Source organism: Parabacteroides sp. ASF519 (assembly GCF_000364265.2).
In the GTDB taxonomy this organism is placed as follows: Bacteria; Bacteroidota; Bacteroidia; order Bacteroidales; family Tannerellaceae; genus Parabacteroides; species Parabacteroides goldsteinii.
Genome location: NZ_AQFV02000006.1, coordinates 5,093,741 through 5,116,268, shown reverse-complemented (window position 1 = coordinate 5,116,268; position 22,528 = coordinate 5,093,741). Strand labels below are relative to the sequence as shown.

General features: G+C 42.0%; 15 protein-coding genes. 6 read left to right on the top strand and 9 right to left on the bottom strand.

The genetic code is table 11. The annotated features are described in order from the left end of the window. Window positions 1-13 precede the first annotated feature (13 nt). From C825_RS20535 to C825_RS20510, 6 genes are all read left to right on the top strand, one after another. Window positions 14-1,615, top strand: a complete 1,602-nt coding sequence (locus C825_RS20535; protein ID WP_010799981.1) for a SusD/RagB family nutrient-binding outer membrane lipoprotein — start codon at window positions 14-16, stop codon at window positions 1,613-1,615. A gap of 105 nt (window positions 1,616-1,720) precedes the next feature. After that, a complete protein-coding gene (locus tag C825_RS20530; RefSeq protein WP_010799980.1) occupies window positions 1,721-2,740 on the top strand; it encodes a FecR family protein in 1,020 nt (339 codons plus the stop codon). A gap of 192 nt (window positions 2,741-2,932) precedes the next feature. Then, window positions 2,933-6,394 (top strand): TonB-dependent receptor, encoded by a 3,462-nt coding sequence (locus C825_RS20525; protein WP_010799979.1) that lies wholly within the window; start codon window positions 2,933-2,935, stop codon window positions 6,392-6,394. A gap of 36 nt (window positions 6,395-6,430) precedes the next feature. Next, entirely contained in the window at window positions 6,431-8,251 is a 1,821-nt protein-coding gene (locus tag C825_RS20520) for a RagB/SusD family nutrient uptake outer membrane protein (protein WP_010799978.1), read from the top strand. A gap of 80 nt (window positions 8,252-8,331) precedes the next feature. Then, a complete protein-coding gene (locus C825_RS20515) occupies window positions 8,332-9,234 on the top strand; it encodes an alkaline phosphatase family protein (RefSeq protein WP_007652679.1) in 903 nt (300 codons plus the stop codon). A gap of 34 nt (window positions 9,235-9,268) precedes the next feature. Next, window positions 9,269-10,609 carry a sulfatase family protein gene (locus C825_RS20510; protein WP_010799977.1) on the top strand — a complete coding sequence of 447 codons (1,341 nt, stop codon included), beginning with the start codon at window positions 9,269-9,271 and terminating at the stop codon, window positions 10,607-10,609. 3 nt (window positions 10,610-10,612) lie between these two features. Here the strand turns inward: C825_RS20510 and C825_RS20505 are convergent, their stop codons facing one another. The 9 genes from C825_RS20505 to C825_RS20465 all read right to left on the bottom strand — a co-directional run bounded on the left by C825_RS20505 (window position 10,613) and on the right by C825_RS20465 (window position 22,500). Then, window positions 10,613-11,209 (bottom strand): RNA polymerase sigma-70 factor, encoded by a 597-nt coding sequence (locus C825_RS20505; RefSeq protein ID WP_007652692.1) that lies wholly within the window; start codon window positions 11,207-11,209, stop codon window positions 10,613-10,615. A 119-nt stretch (window positions 11,210-11,328) separates the two neighbouring features. Next, window positions 11,329-12,240 carry a glycosyltransferase family protein gene (locus C825_RS20500; protein ID WP_010799976.1) on the bottom strand — a complete coding sequence of 304 codons (912 nt, stop codon included), beginning with the start codon at window positions 12,238-12,240 and terminating at the stop codon, window positions 11,329-11,331. 133 nt (window positions 12,241-12,373) lie between these two features. Next, window positions 12,374-13,912, bottom strand: a complete 1,539-nt coding sequence (locus C825_RS20495) for an alpha-N-arabinofuranosidase (protein WP_010799975.1) — start codon at window positions 13,910-13,912, stop codon at window positions 12,374-12,376. A gap of 32 nt (window positions 13,913-13,944) precedes the next feature. Next, window positions 13,945-15,897 (bottom strand): hypothetical protein, encoded by a 1,953-nt coding sequence (locus C825_RS20490; RefSeq protein ID WP_228100087.1) that lies wholly within the window; start codon window positions 15,895-15,897, stop codon window positions 13,945-13,947. A 202-nt stretch (window positions 15,898-16,099) separates the two neighbouring features. Continuing rightward, window positions 16,100-16,546, bottom strand: coding sequence for an HU family DNA-binding protein (locus C825_RS20485; protein ID WP_010799973.1), 447 nt, complete (start codon window positions 16,544-16,546; stop codon window positions 16,100-16,102). A 137-nt stretch (window positions 16,547-16,683) separates the two neighbouring features. Beyond that, the gene (locus C825_RS20480; RefSeq protein ID WP_010799972.1) at window positions 16,684-17,877 is read right to left on the bottom strand and encodes a DUF4934 domain-containing protein; all 1,194 of its coding nucleotides are present in this window, start codon (window positions 17,875-17,877) and stop codon (window positions 16,684-16,686) included. Window positions 17,878-18,029: 152 nt separating this feature from the next. Continuing rightward, complete coding sequence (locus tag C825_RS20475; RefSeq protein ID WP_010799971.1) at window positions 18,030-18,506, bottom strand: hypothetical protein; 477 nt, start codon at window positions 18,504-18,506, stop codon at window positions 18,030-18,032. After that, the gene (locus tag C825_RS20470; protein ID WP_044214713.1) at window positions 18,503-20,425 is read right to left on the bottom strand and encodes a discoidin domain-containing protein; all 1,923 of its coding nucleotides are present in this window, start codon (window positions 20,423-20,425) and stop codon (window positions 18,503-18,505) included. The genes C825_RS20475 and C825_RS20470 overlap by 4 nt, the downstream gene beginning before the upstream one ends. Before the next feature lie 128 nt (window positions 20,426-20,553). Further along, a complete protein-coding gene (locus C825_RS20465) occupies window positions 20,554-22,500 on the bottom strand; it encodes a transglutaminase-like domain-containing protein (RefSeq protein ID WP_228100088.1) in 1,947 nt (648 codons plus the stop codon). Window positions 22,501-22,528: the final 28 nt, after the last annotated feature.

The window sequence follows — 22,528 nt, the reverse complement described above, 5'->3', positions numbered from 1 at the left end:
CAGGAGTATGCAGATGATAAACAGAAAGATAGCAACCTTCCTTTTTATTCTTTTCCTGTTTTTCCCATCCTGTACGGGACATTTCCAGGAGATGAATACAGACCAGTCCGGAATCACCGATGAGGATATGACTGTCGATTTCAATAATCTGGGTATTCCGTTGGGAATCATTCAGCAGGGAATCTATTTCAATTATGATTTCGGAAAGGGAAAGAACTGGCCTTACCAGATTATGCAGAATTTGAATGCAGATATGTTCAGCGGGTATATGCACGATTATAAACCCCATAACGGTGGAAGCAGCAATTCCGATTATAACTTGCAGGACGGTTGGAATGGTACGAACTGGGGATACACCTACGCTTATATCCTTCCGCAGATAGATAAACTGGAAGACTCTACCCGTGTCAATTACCCGGAAGTCTACGCAATAACGAAGATTCTGAAAGTGGAGGTCATGCACAGAATATCCGATATGTATGGTCCTGTCATATATTCTACATTCGGAAACGACGACGGTGTTTATTCTGCCGATACACAAAAAGAGGCATATGATGCTTTCTTCCGGGACCTGGATATAGCGGTCGGGTTGATAACCGAACATCTCCGGAGCAAAACGGTTGTTCCCGACCTTTCGGATTTTGATATTCTGCTGGACGGAAACTACACTTCCTGGCTGAAGTTTGCCAATTCATTACGGATGCGCCTGGCGATACGGATAGCAATGGCCGATCCTGAAAAGGCCCGCAGTGAATTTCTGAAAGCGTTCCATAATCCTTACGGAGTTTTCGAAACGGTAAAAGACCGGTTGGTCGTTTCAATCCGGAACGGTTATCAGAATCCGTTGGGAGAAATAAACCGGATATGGAATGAAGTCTATATGAACGCATCCATGGAATCTGTTTTGAATGGTTACGAAGACCCTCGCCGTGAATTCTTTTTTGAGCCCTGTGCGGAAGACACCGGAGAAACGGTTCTGCATGGAAAATACAAAGGAATACGGCAAGGTACCTGTTTCTCTCATTTATTATATGCTTCTCATTCGAAGATATATGTGAATAAATCGACCGAACCCATATTGATGACTGCCGCCGAAGTTTGGTTTTTACGTGCCGAAGCTGCATTGAGAGGCTGGACGACGGAGAATGCAGGGGATAACTATCGCCAGGGAATATCGACTTCATTTATCCAGTGGGGAGCAGGCGGTCTGGAGGATTATCTTCAGTCTGAACGCACCGGTGCAGATTATATAGATGCCTTTGACACTTCCAACAATATAGAAGCTCGATGCAAAGTCTCTCCCAAATGGATTGAAACGGCCCCCAATGAAATCAAACTGGAGAAAATCATCACCCAGAAATGGCTGGCGGTTTTCCCGGAGGGTTGTGAAGCTTGGTCGGAACAGAGGCGTACCGGCTATCCCCGTCTTTTCCCTGTGAAAATAAATAACAGTAAAAACGGTTGTATCGATACGGAAATTATGATCCGGCGTCTAAACTTTCCTGCCGATCTGATCGATACGGATATCCCGCTTTACAACTCGCTTGTGAAGGCTTTGGATGGTCCCGATCATGCCGGGACAAGAATATGGTGGGATAAGGGGAGAAACTTCTAAAGTATTAATATGTGTTAAATAAGAGCGAGGCACCCCTAGATAGGAAAGTGTTGTGTGTATCCTTTATAAACGAACCTGAAAAAGGTACTATTATTAAGGAAACATATGCAAGACACAGTAATCATATCTCTTCTTCAGAAGTACATAAAAGATCAATGTACGGAGCAGGAGTTGCGTACTTTACTTCAATGGTTGAAGTCTCCGGATAACCATATTGATCTCGATTTGGTTGTACAACCGCTTTGGGATGCAATAGATAAGGATATGTCTCATCCGAATGAAGAAAGAGAAAATGAACTGCGCCGGGAAGTTTCTTCTTTGTTATCTGAAATAAAACAAAAGAATAAGTTTACTTCTAACTCTGGAGTTAGAAGTAAAAACCGTTTAAACGGTTTTTACAGGGTTGCAGCTATTTTAATTCTAGCTTTCAGTGTGACGTTAGGTTTACTGAAAGTCCTTGATCGTCCGCAGCCGGTTGTTACTTATGCGGAAAAAATGTCTGCGAAAGGTGAAAAGAAAAGTTTACTTCTGGCAGATGGTACTAAAGTAATCCTTAACTCTGATACAAAACTAATAATTCCCAGCAATTTTAATAAAGAGGAACGTATTATAGAGATGGAAGGAGAGGGATTCTTCGATGTGACTCCTAATCCGGATAAACCTTTCATTATAAGAAGTGGAGAAGCCCGGGTAAAAGTATTGGGTACCTCTTTCGATTTTAAATCTTATAAAGAAGATGAATTCATTAAACTGACGGTGTCGACAGGAAAAGTCAGAGTAAATGTTGCCGACCAAGATCTCCAACTGGCCGTTTCACCGAATGAACATCTTTCAATCAATAAAATAGATGGAAATGTCCGTAAGGAAAGCATAGAGGAAAATAATTATATAAAATGGATACATGGTTCTTTATATTTTAACAAAGAGCCGATCCGTGAAGTAATCAAAACAATCAATCGTACATATAACCGGAAAGTGATTCTGCAATGTAAAAATTGTGATTATCGCATAACTGGTACTCATGATAACAAGAGCATTGAGGCTGTTATTGAAGCTATCTGTTTTACAACAGGACTTCGAAGTAAACGTGAAGGAGGTAATATTATATTATATGAGAAACATTAAAGTCTAACACTAAAAAATAGAATGCCTATGATAAACATTTGATAGTAGCGTACATGAAAAAAGCAGTAGTGCTGCTACACTACTGCCTTCACTAAATTTCAGCAGAAACCTTTAAAACAGTATTGAGCCACTGGGTTGTAAGGTGTTTCTGCCTGTCTTAACAAACATCATTTATTAAAACATTACAAATGTATGAATTATAATCTAATCTATAACAAGACTCTTATGCGAACTTCGTTAACCGTTTGTGCTATCGCTCTGTCGTCTCAGTTACTCTGTGCGGAAGGAGCTTTAGGGCAAAGTCTTAAAGAAAACGATATCACGTATGTGGTGAAACAAACGTCTGTCAGTGACGCTTTTGAACAGTTAAGTAAAATCACCGGTTTTAATTTCTTTTATGACGAATCTGTCTTAAAAGGATTAAAAAATGTAAGCGTACAAATTAAAGAAGGTACGATAGATACTATTTTACACGAATTATCCCGTCAGACGGGATTGTCTTTTAAAAAGATCAATAATACCATATCGGTCAGCAGGGGACAAGCTAACACTTCTTTTCCGGCTGTTGAACAGAAAGTGAAGAAAGTAACAGGTACTATTCGCGATAATCATGGTGAACCCATTATCGGTGCGAATGTGTTTGTAAAAGGTACAACGAGTGGTACAGTGACGGATATGGATGGTAATTTCTCTCTGGAAGTTCCGGAGCAGGGTACTTTAGTTGTCTCATATATTGGTTATCTGACAAAAGAAATGCCGATAGGAAAAGGACAACAAAATGTGGAAGTTGCATTGATTGAAGACACCCAGGCTTTAGATGAAGTCGTTGTAGTCGGTTTTGCGAAACAGAAGAAGGCTAATCTGACCGGTTCTGTAAGTAGTGTTAAAATGGATGAGGTGATGGGAGACCGTCCGGTTCCGACTACAGGTGCTTTATTACAGGGAGCGGTTCCGGGTTTACAGGTTACTTCCGGTAGCGGTGAACCTGGTGGCGGTTTGGATTTTAATATTCGTGGTACAACGAGTATCAATGGCGGAGAACCACTTATTCTGGTGGATAATGTTCCGTTCCAAGGAACTTTAAACTTGATAAACCCGAATGATATCGAGTCTGTTACAGTATTGAAAGATGCGGCTTCCGCTTCTATTTATGGTGCTCGTTCTGCGTTTGGTGTTGTCTTGATTACAACGAAGGGTGCTCAGAAAGAGCAGAAAGTACAAATGACTTACAGTAATAATTTCTCATTTTCCAGACCGTCGAATTTGCCGGTAAAAGCGACTCCGCTTCAGACGGTTCAAGCTTATTCCGATATGGGATATATTACGTATTATTCAGGTCAGTCGGTAGATACATGGTTGGATTTATTGCATAATTATCAGGCTAATCCTTCTGCTTATCCGGAAGGATATGCAGAAGATGGCGGCATGCGTTATCAATTGGCACAGACTGATATTATGAACGATTTCTTGTCGGAAACCGGTTTCCAGCAAAAACACGATTTCTCGATTAGCGGTGGTAGTGAGCGTTCTTCTTATCGCGTTTCTTTGGGATATACCGGTTCTGACGGTGTAATGACTACCGATATGGATAGCTATAAGCGTTACAATGCGAAAGGATTTATCAGTTCGAAGATTACGAATTGGTTGACTGGACAGCTGGATCTTAGTTATTATAAATCGGATAAAGGATTGCCTAGTGGCGCTAATTATTCAAAAGCCGTATGGGCTCCATCGTATAATCCGGAAGGTTTGATTAATATTAATGGTGAAGACCTGTATTCCGGTACGGCAGGTAATTTGACGCGTTTAGGTGGACAGAACACGATCGGTATTTCGGATACACGTGTGTTTGCCAAATTGATTGCAACGCCTATCAAAGATATGATTTTGAATGCAGAATTTACGTATGACAATTTGTATAATACGGAAACAAATTATTCAAAACGTATTCGTTTTGCCAATGCTGATAAATTTTCAGAAGAGTATACTTCCGATTATTCGACTTATAAACGTCAGCGTGCCGTAAAGAATTATACGGCTTTGAATATTTACGGTTCTTATGCAAAGAGTTTGGCAAAGAATAATTTCACATTATTGTTGGGATATAACCAGGAGTCTTATCACTATGATTATTTGAAAGCGGAAACTTCAAATATGATTAATGATGATATGCCTTCTATCTCGCAGTCGACCGGAGTACAGAAAGCATATGATGGCTTTTCTGAATATGCCGTGATGGGTTTTTTCGGACGTCTGAATTATGATTTTGATAATCGTTATTTGGTTGAGTTGAATGGACGTTATGATGCTTCTTCCAAATTTCCGTCGGGTAGTCGTTGGGGATTCTTCCCTTCTTTATCTGTTGGATGGAGAGTAATGGAGGAGAGTTTCATGGAACCGTTGCGCGATTATATTCCGGAATTTAAAATCAGGGGATCAATTGGTACGGTAGGTAATCAGAATATTGATCCTTATCAGTTTGTTCCGAGTATGGAATCGGTAAAATCTACATGGTTGGATAATAATAATCAGCCTATTACATTAAAACAACCAGGGTTAGTCAGTGGAAATTTTACTTGGGAAACGGTTCGTACGTTAAATATTGGTTTCGACTTGAGTGCCTTGAAGAATCGTCTTTCTGCCAATTTCGACCTTTTCCGTCGCGATACGAAGGATATGTTGACCAGTGGGTCACAGTTACCTGCCACTTTGGGAGCTAACGCTCCGTTGCAGAATGTGGCCGATTTGAAATCTACCGGTTTCGAATTGGAGTTGGCATGGCGTGACCAGATTGGTAAAGTACATTATAATATCGGTTTCAACCTGTATGATTATAAAGCATATATTACTAAGTTTAAAAATAATGTAGCCGGTGTAATTCGTACTTCTGATAACAAAACGTATGTAGAGGGACAGCGTCTCGGTGAAATATGGGGATATGTAACAGATCGTCTTTATACAGTAGATGATTTCGTAGAAGGTTCTTTAGATGCAAATTTGAAGAATGGTACTTTAAAAGACGGTATTCCTCACGTGGAAGGTGTGAAACCGAATCCGGGAGATATGATGTATAAGGATTTGGACGGCAATGGTATCATTAATGCGGGAAATGAAACGATTTATGATCCGGGGGATCGTAAGATTATTGGCAATAACTCATTACGTTTCCAATATGGTATTAATGGCGGCTTGTCATGGAATAATTTCAGTTTCTCCTTCCTTTTGCAAGGAGTCGGAAAGTGTGATAAATGGTTGACCAACGATTTGATCTTCCCGTATTATTATGAATTCGGTACGATTTATAAACATCAATTGGATTACTGGACTTCCGAAAATACAGGAGCTTTCTTCCCGCGTTTGTATGAAACGGGTATGAGAAATACCAATTATGCAGCGAATGTGCGCGCCCAGACAAAATATCTGACTAACGGTGCTTATCTGCGGGTAAAGAACCTGACATTGGGATATACCATTCCTCAAAACATTATTTCTAAAATTGGTATCAATAACCTGAGAGTGTATGTTTCTGCAGAAAATCCGTTTACGTTCGATCATATGCCAAAGGGACTGGATCCGGCTGTTGACAGTAAAGCGAACGGATTGGGATATCCGTTTATGAGTTCGTATGCTTTTGGCTTCAGTATAAGCTTGTAATTCTGTATTATTATGAAACTATTAAAAAGAGAGAATATGAATTTGAAAAAATATATAGTATTACCGGTCATTGCTTTAACCGGTTGGGGGTTGTCGGGATGTTCGAGCGATTTTCTGGATAAATATCCTTTGGATGAACAAACAGAAGCAACAGCCTTTAAAACCAGCGACAACTTCAAAACGTATGCCTGGGGATTATATGAATATTTCGACGGATTTCCAACAGATGGCGGTTACACTCCGGCTAATATCTCGAGCGAATATAATACGGATAATATAATTTATGCCAATTCCGGCGGAGAATCCGATTATGCTTATCAGTTAAAGAAGTTACCGGCAACCAGTAGTTCTTGGAGTTTTACGTATATCCGTCGTGTCAATATAATGTTGCAGAATATTGATGGTTCTTCCATGAGTGATGTCGATAAAGACCACTGGAGAAGTGTCGGCTACTTTTTCAGAGCGTTACGTTATTTCGATATGATGGCTGCTTATGGCGATGTGCCTTGGATCGACAAAGTGCTGAGTGATACGGATACGGAGGATCTTTATTGTGAACGTACTCCGCGAGACGAAGTCGCTAAGCATATCCTGGAAGATCTGCAATGGGCGGAAGAACACATCAAAGAAGGTGGTACAGGAACAAATACAATTAATGTTCATGTGGTCAGAGCTCTAATTTCACGTTTCGGATTATTTGAAGGTACCTGGCGTAAATATCATGGATTGAATGATAGCGAAACGTATTTGAGAGCTTGTGCTAATGCTTCAGAAAAGTTGATGAGTGCTTATCCTTCTATCATGCCTAATTATGATGACCTTTACAACTCGGAAGAATTGGTCGGAAAAGCAGGTGTGATCCTGGCAAAACAATATGAAACGGATATGGTAACACATAGTATTACACGTGTTATCCGTTCTTCTGCCTGGTATGTCGATCTGACAAAAGATGCAGTTGACAGCTATTTGTGTTCAGACGGACGTCCGGTTTCTACCAGTAAGGTATATGAAGGTGATAAGGATTTGAATGCTCAGTTCCGTCATCGTGACCGTCGTTTATATTGGACGGTAGTTCCTCCGTATAAAGTAAAATTGACTGGTGCTGCCGGTACATCATTCGGTTGGGAGCATACAGGAGTGGCCAGCGATCGTGAATATATTGACTTTATGGAAGAAATAGGTGGTTCGGCAACGGGTAAGAGTTTGCCGGTTTCTAACTTCGTCGGCTATCAGGTTTCCGGTTTTCCGCACTTCCGTAACTATCCGAACGGGCAGGGATTCCTGGTTACTCACTTAGGTTTCTATTTCTGGAAATATTATAACCGTCACGTCGATAATATGGCGTTGCGTTCCTCTACCGTCGATTATTTGCTTTTCGGTATAGAAGAAGTAATGTTGAATTATGCAGAAGCTAAATTTGAATTGGGCGAATTCTCTCAATCTGTAGCTGATGCCACTATTAATAAACTTCGTGTTCGTGCGGTTATTCCTGCTATGAATGTATCGGAAATAGATGCTTCTTTCGATTTGAATAGAGACCAGAGCGTAGATCCTGTTTTGTGGGAAATTCGTCGTGAACGTCGTATCGAATTGATGGGCGACGGTTTCCGTTTCCGTGATTTAAAACGTTGGAAAAAAGGAGAATATGTGAATAAACAACCATTAGGTGCATGGGTAAAAAGCAGTGACTATGGTAGTAAACTCAATATTCTCGGAGGTGCCGATGAAGGCTATTCCATCTTGTTTGCCAAACCATCGGGTTGGTTGGAAAAATATTATCTGGAACCGATTCCGACACAGGAAATTGCCTTGAATCCTAAACTGAAACAAAACCCCGGTTGGGAAACCGCTGAATAATTAACATCAATTACTTTTAAAGGTTGTTTCTGCGGACAATGTTCTCATAGGGACAACCTTTATTTTTTTATATAATAAATATGAACACTAGAAAATATTTATATATCGTTGCTTTTGTTTTTCTATTTGCCAATGTTTCATTTGCTGCTAAATGGAAAGCTAAACATGTAGTATTGATCGGTCTCGATGGTTGGGGGGCTTATAGTGTGGAAAAAGCTGAAATGCCCACCGTGAAGAAATTAATGGCTGAAGGTTCCTATACTTTGAAAAAAAGAAGCGTGCTGCCTTCTTCCAGCGCTGTGAACTGGGCTTCTATGTTTATGGGGGCTGGTCCTGAGCTACACGGATATACGGAGTGGGGTTCACGGACTCCTGAACTGCCGTCGCGTGTATTGAGTAAAGATGGCATATTTCCAACAGTATTCGGCCTTTTACGTGAATCGGACGCCAAAGCGGAGATCGGTTGCGTTTGCGAATGGAAAGGTATTCGTTATGTGATAGATACACTGGCTTTGAGCTATGACAAACATGTAGCGGAAGCATCGAAAGAACCGGATGCAACAGCTCGTTATGCAGTCGATTATATCAAATCGGCCAAACCGAACTTGTGTGCGGTTATCTTTGATAATCCGGATCATGTGGGGCATGCAGACGGACATGATACTCCTGAATACTATAATATGTTGAAAGTTCTGGATGGCTATATCGCCCAGATAGTAGAAGCTGTTAAAGAAGCCGGAATATTGGATGATACGATCTTTATTGTTACATCCGACCACGGAGGAATCAAAAAAGGACATGGTGGTAAGACTATGCAGGAAATGGAAACAGCTTTCATTATTTCCGGAAAAGGAATCAAGAAAGGGTATGAATTTACAGAAAGTATGATGCAGTTTGATACGGCTGCTACTATCGCTCATATTTTTAACCTGAAACAACCGCAGGTATGGATTGGCCGCCCGATGGTACAGGTTTTCAAATAACATGAGAAGCTCGCGTCTAAAAATAAAAGTACGAATGAATAATCATATAAAAATAAGTTTGGCTTTGCTGTCGGTATCTTTGTGTCAGGCTGCAGCTAAAGAAAATAAGAATGACCGTCCGAATATCGTTATTATCTATTGTGACGATATGGGGTATGGTGATATAGGAGTGACCGGACATCCGGATATAAAAACACCCAATCTGGACCGGATGGCTCTGGACGGTATGCGTTTCACGAATTATTACAGTGCATCACCGGCTTCAACGGCAAGCCGTTATTCTTTGTTGACGGGACGTTATCCGGTTCGTGCCGGTTTCCGGTGGGTCTTGAGTCCGGATGCGGAGAGAGGTATTCATCCCCGGGAATTGACAATAGCCGAACTTCTGAAGGAACAAGGTTATGCTACGGCTATTTATGGTAAATGGCATTTAGGTAGTACGAAGAAAGAATATCTGCCTTTGCAGAATGGTTTTGATGAATATGTCGGCCTTCCGTATAGCAATGATATGATTCCCCCGAAATATCCGGATATTGCTTTGATGTGTGGGAATGATACGCTTAGAATGAATCCGGACCAGTCGGAACTGACGGCCCTTTACACGGAAAAAGCTATATCGTTCATTAAGAAACATAAGAAAGAAAACTTTTTTGTATATGTTCCTTATGCAATGCCTCATGTCCCGTTATATCCCGGAAAAGCTTTTATAGGCAAATCTAAGAGAGGTACTTACGGCGATGCTGTGGAAGAAATCGACTGGGGAGTGGGAGAAATTTTGTCTGCTCTTAAAAAAGAAGGAATAGACAAGAATACGATTGTTTGGTTTATGAGTGATAACGGTCCCTGGTTGCCCCGGAACGAGGAAGGCGGTTCGGCCGGTATCTTCCGTGACGGTAAAGGCAGTACCTGGGAAGGAGGGGTCCGCGTACCTTGTTTTGTTAGCTGGCCCGACCATTTGAACGGGCAGGTGAATGAAGAAGTTATTACTTCCATGGATGTTTTCGCTACTTCCGTATGGATGGGAGGGGCAGCGATTCCAACCGACCGTGTTATTGACGGAAAGAATATAGCCTCTTATCTCGGATACGAAAATGTGGCTCCGAAACCGGAAACTCCATACTTCTATTTTGGTATCGACCATCAGCTGATGGCGGTACGTAAAGGACAATGGAAGCTGCATGTGAAAACATACAGCCAATTGGGACTGGATTATTTTAAAGGAGAATTACCGTTACTGTTTAACATTAATACCGATCCTTCTGAAAAATATAATCTGGCAACCAAATATCCTGAGGTTGTGAAGGAATTGACATCCCTGATAGAAGAAAAGCTGGAGGAAGTGAAAACGACCGGTGATTTTTTCAGTAAAAACTGAGTATTATTTGTATAGGATAAAGGCTGCCAGCAACAGGCTTATAGAAATGTCTGCGTGCTTGCTGAAATAGACTTTTATGAATTTGAGCGCCTCAGAAATATGTTCCTGTACGGTGTTGACTGAAATACCTAATTCGGCAGCAATTTCTTTATGAGACATACTTTCGATACGGCTCATATTAAAAATCTTTTGACGTTGCGGGGGGAGTTGACTGATTGCATTCTGGAGAATCATCTGATATTCAGTATAGATGATTTTGGAGTCAATCGCTTCTTCTTCCGTAATTTTTTGTGCAGACAGTATTTGTTTCACTTTCTCATCAATATCGATATCCCGGAAATAATTGAGTATGCGGTTCCGGGCCATCGTATAAAGGAAAGAAGAAAAGGACAACTCAGGATTGATAAAGGAGCGCGATTCCCACAAGCGGATAAATATTTCCTGTACAATGTCGTTCGCTTCTTCTTTCGATTTGAGCAGATGGAGGCAAAAATAGTATAACTTATCTTTATAGCGCACATATAACTCACTGAAAGCCGCTTCATTGTCCCGAATGAGTAGTGTGGCTAATTCTGTGTCTGTCTTTTCTTTGAAGTTCATGTACACAAATTCCTAATTTGAGACAATATTACGTTTTTTTCTAGAATAAAAGAAATTCCCGGCAGAATAACTGAGAAATAGTAGTTCCACCGGGAATTTTATGTAGTGTTTCTGTTTTATCAGAACAACTTTTCAGGATATTCACCAACATCAACCAGTGCCTGAATCTTGTCGACTACTTCTTGGCGGTCTTCCGGATATGTGACACCGAACCATTTACTGTTTGTATCCAAAACTTTTACAGTGGCAGTCTTGTCACTAATCAGTTTATCAACCATCAGCGGGATGAAGAATTCGCTCTTCAGGTTTTCCATGTTTTTCGGATCACTCAGGAATGTTTTGAAGAATTCATTGCTGTAAGCGAAATAATCAGGAGTAAAGCCCCAGAAATTCATGCTGACCGGAGTGGTGTCGGGAGTAGCTGTCCATTCGCCGTTGTCGTCGATATATTTTACTTCGCCATCTATACGCTGGATTTTGGTACGCTCAACGACTGATGTCAGCAGTTGGTTTTCGTCCGTACCGCAAATACCGCGTGAAACGGTTCCGCTTTCGCTCAATGTATTTCCTACACGGAAACCTACCATTGCATAGGTGTTTTTGGAACCGTCAGGCAATGCAGCCAGATACTTACCCATTACCTGGAAAGAGTCGCGGCCGTAGAAGTCGTCGCAGTTGATTACAGCGAACGGTTCGTTGATCACACCGTCACCCATCATTACGGCATGGTTTGTTCCCCACGGTTTTGTACGTTCCGGCGGGCAGGTAAATCCTTCGGGGAGGTTATCCAATGCCTGGAATACTAATTCACAAGGAATATGACCTTCATATTTTGAGATGATCTTATCACGAAAATCCTGTTCAAAATCTTTACGGATAACAAAGACAAGCTTTCCGAAACCAGCCTGAATAGCATCATAGATTGAGTAATCCATAATTGTTTCTCCGTTAGGACCTAGTCCGTCCAATTGTTTTAATCCTCCATAGCGGCTGCCCATACCGGCTGCCAATAGAAATAATGTAGGTTTCATAATTCTTTTATTTTAATTAGATAGTGTATTTTTCATTTTGCTGACAAAGGTAGAAAACTATTTACGAACGGCAAGATAATATTCTTCTGATTTGAGATGTCGGCCGAAATAAAATATCCTTACCCTGAAAAATTCACTTCACTTCCAATACAACGATGGATTTGGCCGGAATATTGATTTTCAGCTGCCCTTTCTCCACTTTGGCACCGTTGAAAGCCACCGGTTTTACTGCGTCCGGTTTTTCGAACGTATTATGATCGTTGATGGAGGCGGAGGTCAGGATGCGGCCATTTACGCCCGATATTTTCTGGCCTTGCAGGTCAAGCGTGATGTTTTGCGTATTGTCGATGTCTACGTTTGCCAGCGTGATGTGGATCAGACCGTTTTTATCTTTGGAAGCGGATGCGTTCAGCATCGGGACTTCGCGGTTGTCGCGTACCCGGGCTTTGTCACAGATCAGGTCCATCGGCAGGAATGTAGCATCCTGATGCACTTTGTACATTTCAAATACATGATAAGTAGGTGTCAGTAACATCTTCGGGCCGTTGGTCAGGATCATGGATTGGAGTACGTTGACGATCTGGGCGATGTTGGTCATTTTCAGACGGTCGGTGTATTTATGGAATACGTTCAGGGACAAGGCGGCAACGAAAGCGTCGCGCATGGTATTCTGCTGGTAAAGATGGCCGTTGATGGTTCCGGGTTCTTCGTCCCACCAGGTACCCCATTCGTCAAGCATCAGGGCTACGTTCTTTTTAGGGTTGTACTTATCCATGATCGTGATATGCTTTTTTATCACATCTTCTATTTCCAGGCATTTCCCCATTGTCCAGTAATAATCGTCTTTGTTGAAATTTGTTGCCGAGCCTTTGCTGCCGTTCCAACCGGAAACGGTGTAGTAATGTAGGGAAAGCCCGTCCATGCGGCCGCCAACGTTTTTCATTAGTACTTCCGTCCAGTTATAATCGTAGTCGCTGGCACCGCTGGCAATTTTGAATAAACGGTTTCCGTCGTAGTTGCGGCAGTAGGTAGAGTAGCGGCGGTACAGGTCGGCATAATATTCCGGGCGCATGCTGCCTCCGCAGCCCCAGCTTTCGTTACCGACCCCGATGAATTTTACGTTCCAGGCTTTGTCGCGGCCATTTTGACGGCGCAGGCGTGCCATCGGGCTGTCACCTTCCGAAGTCATATATTCAATCCATTTGGCCATTTCTTCCACCGTACCGCTTCCAACATTGGCACTGATGTAAGGTTCGCATCCCAGCAGCTCGCAGAGGTTGAGGAACTCATGGGTTCCGAAACTGTTATCTTCGATCGTTCCGCCCCAGTTGTTGTTGACCATTTTCGGACGGTTCTCTTTCGGGCCTATACCGTCCATCCAGTGATACTCATCGGCAAAGCAGCCGCCCGGCCAGCGGAGGTTGGGGATTTGCAACTTTTTCAGGGCGTTGAGCACATCATTACGATACCCTTGTGTATTAGGTATGTCAGAGTCGGGACCCACCCAAAGGCCGCCATAAATACAAGTTCCGAGATGCTCGGCAAACTGTCCGTAGATGTGTTTGCTGATTTGTTGTGTTCCTTGCTGGGGATACACACGGATGCTTGCCTCTTTTTGAGCAAACAAAGGGAGTGCCAGAAAAGCAAGGGCACTGATGAATAACTTTCTCATGATATTATTTTTTAATGTTCACATACAACTTTTTACTGTATTTGTGGTGCATCGATAGCATCCAGCTTCCTCAAAGTTTCCAGCCTGAAAGCACCGGGCCAGGCCACCAGCCATGAATTGATCCGGTCGAAATGAGGTGCGGCATCCCAGTTCCAGTGACTTTGCAGATAGGCTTCATTCTGGGAACCGACAGGGCGGACACGTCCGTTTATCACCAGTGTACCGTCGGATATCAGTTGGCAACCGTTATTCCAGATGGCAATCGCTTTTTCTTTCCACTGGCTGTCTCCTGTCAGTTTCGTCAGCTCGAACCATTCCGGCACCCAGAACAAAGCGTACGGGTCCAGGTGATGATGCTGCACGGAAACCGAAGTTGCACCGAAAGTCTTATAGTTGTATTGGGTGAAGTTGTCGTTTTCCGGATAAATGCCGTTATAATGCCACAACCAGGTGGACAGATAGTAGGAGACGGCAACGGCATCATCGAGGTATTCTTTGTTGCTTGTCAGGTTATACAGCTTCAAAGCCGAGCGCAGGAGGGAAATGGATGACTCCTTGTCGATACACCAGGTATCCAAAGCCCCAGCCGTAGAATATCCTTTTGTTTTCAGTTCGCTCACATAATGATCGTAAGCCCGGGTTGCGGAAGATAAATAGGTGGAGTCTTTCGAACGTGAGAATGCTTCGAGCATGGGGGGAACCATAAAACAACCGATAGTCCCTTCCCGGTAGAAACATTCTCCGTTCGGATACCAGCCGCGACCATATACTCCGTTGTCCTGCTGGTCGTTTCTGACGAAATCGCAGATACCGAAAGCCAGGCTTTCATAATCCGGTCTTTCCAGTCCGCAGGCTTTCACCAGTTCAGTCGCTTCGAAATAATTCAGGGCGGCCGTTCCCAGGTTGCAGGCATCTATGACGACATTGTCGATCTGGCTTCTCTGGCCGGAGATACGGTCATAGTTCGTGATAAAAAGTCCGTTGGGCAGCCGGCAGAGTTTGGCCCATGCATCGAGGGTGGCTACCCCTTTGTCCAGAGATTCTTTGTTATTATGTTTGATATAATCGAAAAGCAGTGAATTGGCAAAAGACGCATTTTGTCCGCACCAACCTATTTCGTATCCTTTCCGTTTACTCCATTCCCCGCTTTTATCCGGCGAGAAACCGATTGTAAATCCACTGAAAGCACCCTCTTTCGTCCAAAGATATTCTTTAGCATACCGGAGGCCCAGTTCCCATATTTTGGCGGGTGGATAAATAGCTGTCCCTTGTTTGTCGGCACGCTCCCAGGCTTCGTGCAAAAAGTTATGCATGGCATAATGATGAGGCTGCACGTCGCAGACGGAGAGATAAGCGGTCAATGTGACCGTTTCCCCTTTGGATAATTTTTCCTGTTTCTGATATCCCGGTTTGTAGCGGTCCCTGGCTGCATACATGACCGGCATTTCTTCTTCCGGCCAGATAAGCCGGTGGGTAGTGGTCTCCCTGTCCGGCATCAGGGAACAGGAGATACTCTCTTTTTCATTCTGGGGGACGTCGCTCCACATGGCAACGGCAAACCGTGTTCCTTCCGAGTAGGTTGCTCCGGGAATGGGTGTGCTGCGGTAGGAATAAGTTCGCCATTTCCCGTTTTGCTGTGCACCTTTGGGCTCTTTTCCCCGTCCCCAGTTGTTTCCGTTGTAAGAGACGGAAGGTATCATCCAGTAATCGGAGGCGGATTTGTGTACGAAATCCAGGTTAATCCTGGCTGTTTCCATGTCTTCCAATGCTGTGTATTGGCAGGTGATCTTAAACGTACAGGAATCGAGCATTTCAATCTGATCTGTACGATTCATTCCTTTTGTTACGGAAGGGTTCAACTCTCCGACAACCGTTTTTCCGGACATGAGAACCATTCTGTCATCCTGGTTTTTCCAGTGATATTTATCAGACTGGCAGGACAAAAGGATAAAGCATAGAACGAAATAGAATAAGTGTAGTCTCATAAATATGTGATTTTGTCTAAAGTCTTCATTCTAACAAGGTTACTGCCAACAAATGTATGTAAATATCAGGACAAAGCCAAAGGAAATGATTCTTATTTTGACAGAGGAATTTATAATATATATGGAAGGGATAAAAGAAGGGAGTGCCTCAAAACGTAGAAGCACTCCCTTTTTACATTACAGCAACTTGAAATCAGATCGTCTATTCAATTTCCGGTCTGTCGCCGCCACCGTTGCCACCGCTGTCATTTTTGGTAACAATCTCTTCCTTTCTCTCGAAATTGGCATCCTTACGAGCTTTACGCAAGGTCGCTCCCGGACTGAAAATGATTCGTGGGATTTTTATCATATTGGTTTGAAATTCCTCTTTTTCAGCAGCTCCGGTAGAACCAACCCCGTAACGGAAGTTTCCGAATTCACCGAACTGTACCCGTCGTCCGGCTGCCAAATGTTTTTTGATCAGGTAGTTCATACGGTCCATAACCCCTTTTACCTGGTTGGAAGGAATACCGGCTTCACTGATCTCACCCAATAATTCTTCAAATCCTACCAAATCCGAATAAACCGGTTGTGCATATAACTTTTTCGGGGTTTCTTCTTTGTCTTTCCCCATGTTGTTACGTTCGACTAAACGATACTTTACTGACATAATTTTAATTTTTTAAGTGTTAATAGAAATTACTTCATCTGTTTTCGAAAACATTACAAAAGTAACTTCCAGCCGAAACACAAAAATGGTTTAGATGGAGATAGATAGGTTTAAAAGGGAATAAGAGGGTATAGAAGTTATTTTTTATATTTTACCAGCATAATTACAGGATTTGAATCTTCTTCCAACTCCGCAGCAATTTCTTTCAACTTCCCTTTTAATTGCCCTTTTTCGTAAGCCTCAATAAGTTCGTGGGGTTCTAATTTTTGACAAAAGGCGATTTCACTATTTGTAGTTTCCTGCATAGTTAAGTTCACGGGGACTTTTTCAGAAAAATCATCATTGAATACAGTATATTCGAATAATGTATTATCTATTCTGTCATACATTAAATGTGTTTTTGGGAATTTCTCATTCCTTAAAATGTCGGCATCCATCGTTACTGTTTCCATAAAATAGTAGCGATCGGTAAATATACATGGTAAAAGGAATACGGCTGGTTTCATCGATTGTATAGATGGTGTTCTGGCTATGAAAGGAGTCAGACTGTAATCCGGTGAGAGTTTGAATATTGTATCGGACGAGGGTTCCGTTAGCAGCCAACTATCATTGTAAGGAACGATAGGATAAAGACGAGGGGCACCCCCTGCATTTTCTGTGCGGTTGGTTATTCCCCATTCAACTTTCTTCTTAAAATAGATTCGAAAATCTTTAGCAATGTTCCCGTCTTGTTTGGAAATGATAACAAAACGTTGGTAATCCGTTTTATTTTGTATCTGGATGGAAGGTGATTCCCTGGCAATCAAATAATCCTGGTTGTAATTCGTAGCATTAATCCATTTGTTATCGCCTCTGGGGATACTTTTTAAAAAAATTCCCTGAAAATCATATACCAGAACGTTTCTTATTATTTCATCAATGTATATTTCACCGCTGTTATCATCTACGAAGGCACTTAGGTTGAATATATATTCCTCAGAACCTTGCCCTTTCCGGTTAAACTTTCTCAAACCTTTGCCATTTCGGTCGAAGATAAAGATATCGCCATCGTTGATGACATTTTTCACTAATATGATTTCTTTACCTATGGCTTGTACGATGCCTTGACAAAGAAATTCGTCCGTGGATTCTAATGCAATATATTCCACATCCATAATATCCTGAAGAATTAACTCTTTTAGAGGATATTTTTTACTAACGTCAATCGTAATAAAAGTATCCGGTATAGCAATAGTATCAGAGTCTTCCTTTTGACAGTCAGATTTTTTGTTACCACCGCATCCTGCCATTATTGTCAGAAGCATAACTAAGATTGTATAAATGCTTTTCATATTACTTTAATTTCATCAAACATATAACCGGATTGTATTCTTCATTTATATTTTCACTGATAGATTTTAATTCAGGTATTTTTGCTTAATCACCTTGCTTGTAAAGATATAGAAAACTTCTTACCTATTGAAAATATTATGCCGAATAAAACTTATTTTCTGTTTTGAATTAATATCTTGACCTCTTCCCGCATTTCCCGGATAGCCGTGCTCTTTACTTTTGGTTCCTTTTCCAGTACGGCATTTGCCGCATTGAAGAACTTGTCTTTTTGAAAGAATCCTGGTTCCGAGTAAAGTTTGATAAGAAACCACAATACGACTAATTGCCCGCCAAACAGCATTTTCTCCGGTTCGGGATCCAGTTGCCAGTTATAAGTAAGTGCAACAATAGCCGCCAAAATCATCACCAATCCGTCTGCGACCGAAAAGACAAATGGTTTTACCGATTTCGTCAGAACAGTCGCCACCAGACTGCATGCAGCCAGTAGCAACATCGCCAGATGAAACCAAAGAACTTTTCCTGTGACCAGCCCGTTAGCCAGTCCTGTGTCTGTAGCAAAAACGGTGCACAGCAGAAAGATTCCGCTGATAGCGAGCAGTGAGTAACTTATATATTGTCTGTATTTCATAAATCAACCGTAAAATACTGTTTCCCCTTTTTGTAAATAAACACCTGTTCCTCCCGTCCTTTGGTCCGGTCGCGCAGCCATAACAACGCATTGTCCGGAACACGGTATTCCAGTTCCCACCCGGTAGCCGTTTGAACCCCGAGCGATTTCCACCCGTTTACTCCGTCTTGATAGAAGAGCTCGTATTCATCTCCCGGCCAGACATAATTGTCATCGTTTCGTGGTGAGAAAACGACTTTTCCAATCGTTGTTGTTTTTCCCAGATCATATGTGATAAAACAAGAAGTATCTCTTGCCTGAAAATAGCTGAGTATGTCTCTGTCTGTTATATGATCCAATGCCCGTACAGGTTCTATATCGTTCATTCGTTTTAATGGAATCTGTTCTTTGCATAAGGAATCCTTGAAAACAGAAAGCTCACTGAGTTCCATTCGTTTTCCTGATGGAGCGATATATTTTATGTATCTGTATTTCTTGTTAATATCCGGTGGAGTCAGTTCATAATAATTGTAATCCAATGTATCATTGAACTGATATACCAGATCCGGTCGGGTAAAAGAAAGATCTGCACTCACTTCTATTTTTGATCCGATAATGGCCCGATAAAGAAATTCGGCAATAGTTGGCATAAGCGACATTTTTCTTTTCAGTATAACTTTTTTCATGGAGGTCGTATCCGGCTTTAGCAAATGAACTGTTTCATTCTTATAAATAAACGGATAACCTGCCGCCCGGTGGTTTTGCCCGTCCGAGATCAAAGGCTGGTAAATAACATCCGGTTCCAGATTTCGGAAAGTCACATTCCCCTTGTTGTTGTGTGCGATATCGACCGGAATCCATCCGCCCGGACTGAAAACGCCCAGATAGATATAATCTTCGTATGCAGACTGCACGGAGACGGATACTTCATTCTCACCGAAATAATTGGCTGTCACATCTTTGATAAAACGATCCCTGAATAAAGCCGGCACTTTATTGTCTTTTGTAATTCCGGAAAACGGTTCATCCTGTGCTCCGAAGCAGTAGCGGTAGACTTTCCCCTTTTTTCTGCCATCGGTACCCGGATTTATGCGGGATGCTTCAAACTCATTGAAACCGAACTGGATGAACTTTCCGGTCGTATCGCGTAACACAGTCCAGAAGTGAGGATGTTGGTATTCTGGAGAATAAACGAAATATTCACTGGCGACAGGAATACCGCAGGCACGCATGGCATAAAGTGTGACATCGCAAGCCTCCCTACAGAAACCGACGCGATGATAGAACAGGAAGTCCGCACTTTGATGAGGTATGTTAAAATCCGTGTTCCAACGGTAATAAACTCTTTTCAGATCTTTATCGACGGCTTTGCAAGCCTCAATCACATCATTCCCCTGATAAGCCGAGTCGAGTATGGCCGTATAATAATCATGGTACAGCTTCCGCCAGGATGACAACGGCTCGTCTCCGATCCGGTAAGGAAGGATCAGTTCGCAAAAATTATCGAATCCCAGATTCCGGTTCCACGGATACCTTTTCCACACATCGAAGGCAAGGTCGATATTCTCGATCAGGTAATCAGCCGTGATCACTTTGGCGTCATATACTTTCGGCAGTGAATAGAAAGAAACCCGTTGCCATTTTGTTATCACCTCTTTAGGAACGGCTTCTCCTTTATCTTTTTGTATCAATACCGGTTTGATAGAATCCAGTTGCCATCCTTCATATCCGTACCATCGGGGCATATTACGGATCAGGAAACGGGCGGCTTCCAGTTTTTCCGGATTATTCTCATAATGGCTTAATACCTTTTCCAGTTCGCCCCGGTTATCTCCGGCAAACAAGAGTGCTTGCTCCAGACGTTTGCTATCCGATGAAGCGCAAGCGATGAGAAAAACGGCTAATAGTATGTTTATTCCTGTTATAAATACTTTTTTCATTGTTTTCCGGATAATCCAGGTTTTACCGACAATATACTCTTCGGGTAGTAATCTCCAATAGCGCGAATCCTGTGAGTTCATATTTTGTTAGTTTTGAAAATATTGTGTTGAATAATTATGACTTATTTTTACCACCAAACCTGTTTCCCCTTCTCATACGTAAATATCCGTTCTTCTTTTCCTCTGGTATAATTGCGTAGCCAGTATAAAGTACCTTGGGGGATCTGTTTATATATTAATAATTCATCCTGCTCTGCCGTTTGTTTTCCGGCAGAGGCCCATGCACCCGATTCATCTATATAGAAAAGTTCATAGAGATTTCCTTTTCGTATTCCGTTGTCATCATTCCGGATGATATAGCGTATTTTGTTTATATGTGTCGGCTTGGATAATGCCAGACCTGCCCAACTCATGCTGTCGCGTGTGTGGAAGAAGGTGAGAGGGTCTCCGTCGAATACATTATATTTGGTTGCATGCGGGTTGTAGATGCTGGTGTTGTCTGTTCCGATAATTTCCCCTTTTAGTATTTGCTGACTATTTGTATCGTAAAATTCCAGTTCAGCCATATTTCCCCGTAGATTGGGAGAAGACTGGTATCTGTAATATTTGTAACTTTTTTTAGGATTCACCTCGATAGTGGTATACTTGAAACTTGGAGCTTCTGTGAACGTATATAAATCTTCCGCTATCCGGAAATCCGCATAATCCGATCCCTGGAATCTGCCACCAACGAATGCCGGAGGTATGGCTTCGAGATGTTTGGGTTCGCGGTATTTGCGTTCGAGGTACAGGTCTTCTTTTTCTCTCCGGCATTCGAAAATAGTAACCTTTCCGGTGGAATCGACGACAAAGGGAGAACTTAACGGTTGCAAAGAGTTATCCTCATAACTGTTGACCTGATAGATAATATCAGGACCGATATGGTTGAATGTCAATTTCTTATCGGATATCTTTCCCCAATCTACCGGGAACCACCCTTGCGGATCAAATACGCATAGATAGGCATATTTATTGTGGCAGGTTCTATTCAATGGAATGGATACGGTCTGCGGATGAATAACAGGAAAATGGTCCGTAATATCTTTCATGAAAGGATTTTTGAAGAATGCAGGAATTTCTTCTTTAGATGTATTTGTCATCACTAAAGAAGTCTGTTGTACGGAAAATGTTTTCTGATAGACTTTCGGTATGCCATCAAAACGTTTGAGATGATCCCCTGGATGGTGCTCACCTCCAGCAAAATCATAATAGTTTCCGTCTTCGCCATTTAGAAGATTGAACGCGTGGCTATTATTGCTATGTCCCCAATGCGGAATACTTCCTGTTGTAACAGGTATCCCTACAGATCGCATGGCATATATTGCCAGGTTGGTATAGTCCCCGCATAAACCGAATTTTATATGGATAAGGCTACTGGGTTTTATGTCCGCCGGTTTTGGGAAATCGTTAAAGACATGGATCGGTAATTTAATCAGTTCATTGTTGATGGCAATACAGGCATCACGGGCAGTCAATATGCTGTCCGTTAATAATCCGGAAAAGGCATTATAGTATTCTTCCCTCCATATCTCCGGCAATTCGTTTCCAATCCGGTAGGGGAGTATCCATTCGCAAAACTCATCAAAAGAAAGATGTTTGTTCCAGGGTTTTTGCCATACTTGAAAAGCTGCATCTATCTGTGTAATCAGGAAATTTGCATTTAGTTGTTGCAAGTCTGCTTGTCGTTTAGCGTCGTTTTGTTGGTGTTCGTTGTTTGTCCTATAAGTGTCATTTATAGTCTGCTGGTCGTATTCTTCTTGTTTTATCTGGTATGCAGAGTCGATAAACTGGTGGAATTTATCAATTCGATCTCCTTCCTGATAGTATTTTCCCAACATATTCCGTATCAGAAACCTTGCAGCATCTTCTTTCTGTTTATCTCCTTGATAATGTTGTATAACTTTTTCAAGTTGTTGCCGGTTATTTCCTGCGGTTTGTAAGGCTAATTCCAATTGTCTATTGTTGGTGTTGCTGCATCCCGATAAAAGAAACAGATACAACCCAAGTACAATTGTGGCAAACAGATTTAATTTCATATTACTGTAATTTTGATACATAGATGAA